Here is a 3,182-nt window from a genome sequence, read left to right on the forward strand (position 1 = left end):
GTCGAGCCCCACGTGTGGATGCGGCACTCCCTCTGAGGGGCCGGGTGATCAGCACGACAACGGTTCGGTACAACCCGTGACCGGTTGTCCTTGTCGGGCTATACGCTCGGACTCCCAACGGGCTCTGTCACTCGCACATCCGTCCCCCATCGGCCACACCGGTCCAGGAGCAGTCATGTACGGCCACGGCGCGGCGCCGCCTCCCCGCAGCGCGGCAACGGTCATCTTTCTGCGCGTGCTGTTCGCCGCAGCCGGTTTCCTCACGTGCGGCGTGCTGGCCTGCGTCCCGCTGTTCCGGGTGGCCGTCCTGCGCGGGCGCGCCCTGGACTGGGTGCTGGCCTGGGTGACCCTGCCCCTGTCCATCGCGTGCTTCCTGGTGGTCGGCACCCTGCCGGAGGAGGACGTCCGGACGGACATCGCGCTGGGCCTGATCCTGCTGCTCGGCTTCGGTGCCGCCCTCTACTTCCTGATCGTGGACATCGGCCACCACGGCGAGCGGCGGCAGTTCACCGGCCACCCGGCCTCGCCCCACGCGCCGACCGTCCACTCCCCGTACGGCTATCCCCACCCCGGCTCGTCCTACGCGCAGGCCTCCACACCCGTCCCGCAGCTCCCCACGCCGCACACCCCCGTGCCCCACGACGCCACGCCCCGGGTCCCGGCTCCCGTCCAGCCGCCCCCGGCCCCGCAGCGCCCCGCCCCCGCCCGCATCGACCAGGTCCGCGCCGAACTCGACGAACTCAGCGACTACCTGCGCCGGCAGGAAGGCGACGACCGGCGCGACGGCGATCGCGAGGGCGGCAGATGACCGCGTCGGCAGGACGTGTCGTCGCCGGCCGCTACGAACTGTCCACGCTCCTCGGGCAGGGCGGCATGGGCCAGGTCTGGACCGGGTACGACCAGCGCCTCGACCGGCGCGTGGCGGTGAAACTGCTGCGCCCCGACAAGGTGGCCGGCCAGGACGCGGAGGAGCTGCGCCGCCGTTTCGTGCGCGAGTGCCGGGTGACCGCGCAGGTCGACCACCCCGGCCTCGTCACGGTGCACGACGCGGGCAGTGAGGGCGAGGAGCTGTTCCTCGTCATGCAGCACATCGACGGCGCCGACCTCGCCGGTCACCTCGCGCAGCGGAACCCGTACCCCTGGCCGTGGGCGGTCGCGGTCGCCGCGCAACTGTGCGCCGTGCTCAGCGCCGTGCACGCCGTGCCGATCGTCCACCGCGACCTCAAGCCGCGGAACGTGATGGTGAAGCGGGACGGCACGGTCACCGTGCTGGACCTCGGCGTCGCCTCCGTCATGGAGGCCGACACCACCCGCCTCACCCACACCGGCACCCCCATCGGCTCGCCCGCCTACATGGCCCCGGAGCAGGCGATGGGCGGCGCGGTCGGCCCGTACACGGACCTGTACGCCCTCGGCGTCGTCCTGCACGAACTGCTCAGCGGGGACGTGCCCTTCTCCGGCTCCACGGCCCTCGGCGTGCTGCACCGGCACCTGTACGAGCCGCCGCTGCCCGTGCGCCGCCTGCGGCCCGAGGTGCCCGAAGCCCTGGAGACCCTCGTCCTGCGGCTGCTCGCCAAGGACCCGCAGCACCGGCCGGCCTCCGCGCAGGAGGTCTACCAGCACCTGGAACCGCTGCTGCCCGCGCGCGGCACGCCCACCGGAGCGGCCCTCGACCCCACCCGCCCCTTCCTGCGCCCGCACGCCCCCTGGCCGGACCGGGCCCGCACCCCGGCGCCCCAGCCCGCGCCGCCCGCCGCACCCGTCGCCGGTACCGCCGGGCAGACGGACATCGCCCGCGCCGTCGACGAGGTCAAGCGGCTCCTCGGAGAGGGCCGCATCACCCAGGCCGTCGACATCCTCGGCGCGATCCTGCCCGCCGCGGCGCAGCAGCACGGCGAGCACTCCCCGGTGGTGCGCACCCTGCGCAAGCAGTACGCCGCCACGCTCCTGGACGACGGCCAGTTCCGCCGCGCCCTGCCCGAACTGCGCCGCCTCGCCGACGAACGCGCCGCCGAAGCCGGCCAGGCCGACCCGCAGGCCCTCCGCTTCCGCTACGAGGCCGCCCAGTGCCTCGAACAGCTGGGTGAACCGGCGGCGGCGCTCACCGAGTACCGGGCGGTGCTGCCGTACTACGAGAACCAGTACGTCGCCGCCGGCGGCCCCGAACTCGCGCACGACGTCCGCCGCCGCATCGGGCACCTCCTGCTCGCCCTCGGCGACCGCGGCGCCGCCCACGACACGCTGGCCCGGCTGCTGCACGACGTGGAGCGCACCCACGGCCCCGGCCACCCCCTCGGCGCGGAGATCCGCAGGACGCTGCAGTGGCTGGGGCAGGTCCGCGGCTGACCGCAGTCCCGGAACTGGCGCGGCGGTGCGGGAAGTCCCGGTGAATCGTTGGTCGAATGGGTTGGCCAGAGCCTGGCCACTGCCTACCATCGGTCACCGCAAGACTTTGTGCACCGTCGCACAATCTCCTCGGGAGGTCTCCTTGCACCGCCGCCGTCGCACCGCGCTCCTCCTCACCGCCGCGATCGCCGCGGCGCCCCTGCTCACCGCCTGCGGCAACGACGCGCATCCCGGCGCGGCGGCCGTGGTCGGCGGGCAGCGGATCACCGTCTCCCAGCTGGAGGAGCGGGTCGGCGAGGTCCGCGCGGCCCAGCGGGCGGCCGTGCGACACGACGCCGAGTACCAGCAGGCCATCGCCAGGACCGGCACCCTCACCCGCGACACCCTGCACACCATGGTCCTCGACCGGGTGCTGCACCGCGCCGCCGAGGACGCCGGGGTGAGCGTCAGCCGCAAGGAGATCCAGGCGATGCGGTCCGGCCTGGAGGAGCAGGCCGGCGGTGCCGAGGCGCTGGAGACGACCTGGCTGCAGCGGTACGGCATCCCGCCGCAGCGCCTGGAGGAGAACCTCCGCCTCCAGCTGGAGGCCCAGAAGCTCGCCGAGAAGCTCGGCACGGACACCACCCGCCCGGAGTTCTGGAAGGCCCTGTCCGAGGCCTCCGAGAAGCTGAACGTCGACCTCAACCCGCGCTACGGCACCTGGGACGTCAAGAAGAGCAGCCGCGCCGACGCCAAGACCCCGTGGGTCCGTGACGTGACGACGGCACAGACGCAACAGAACATGTAGCCCGGCCCCCCGCTCCCCGCCCGTCCCAGGAGCCTCCGGCCCGGGTCTC

General features: G+C 73.9%; 3 protein-coding genes. All 3 read left to right on the forward strand.

Going from position 1 to position 3,182, the window contains the following annotated elements; genetic code table 11:
* Positions 1-175 precede the first annotated feature (175 nt).
* On the forward strand, positions 176-808 hold the full coding sequence (locus tag RIN80_RS02410) for a hypothetical protein (protein ID WP_309093774.1): 633 nt from the start codon (positions 176-178) through the stop codon (positions 806-808).
* Positions 805-2,346 (forward strand): protein kinase, encoded by a 1,542-nt coding sequence (locus tag RIN80_RS02415; RefSeq protein WP_309093775.1) that lies wholly within the window; start codon positions 805-807, stop codon positions 2,344-2,346. The genes RIN80_RS02410 and RIN80_RS02415 overlap by 4 nt, the downstream gene beginning before the upstream one ends.
* Positions 2,347-2,488: 142 nt before the next feature.
* Positions 2,489-3,133 (forward strand): SurA N-terminal domain-containing protein, encoded by a 645-nt coding sequence (locus RIN80_RS02420; protein WP_309093776.1) that lies wholly within the window; start codon positions 2,489-2,491, stop codon positions 3,131-3,133.
* Positions 3,134-3,182: the final 49 nt, after the last annotated feature.

Origin of the sequence: Streptomyces sp. (assembly GCF_031181705.1) — a bacterium.
Classification (GTDB): domain Bacteria; phylum Actinomycetota; class Actinomycetes; order Streptomycetales; family Streptomycetaceae; genus Streptomyces.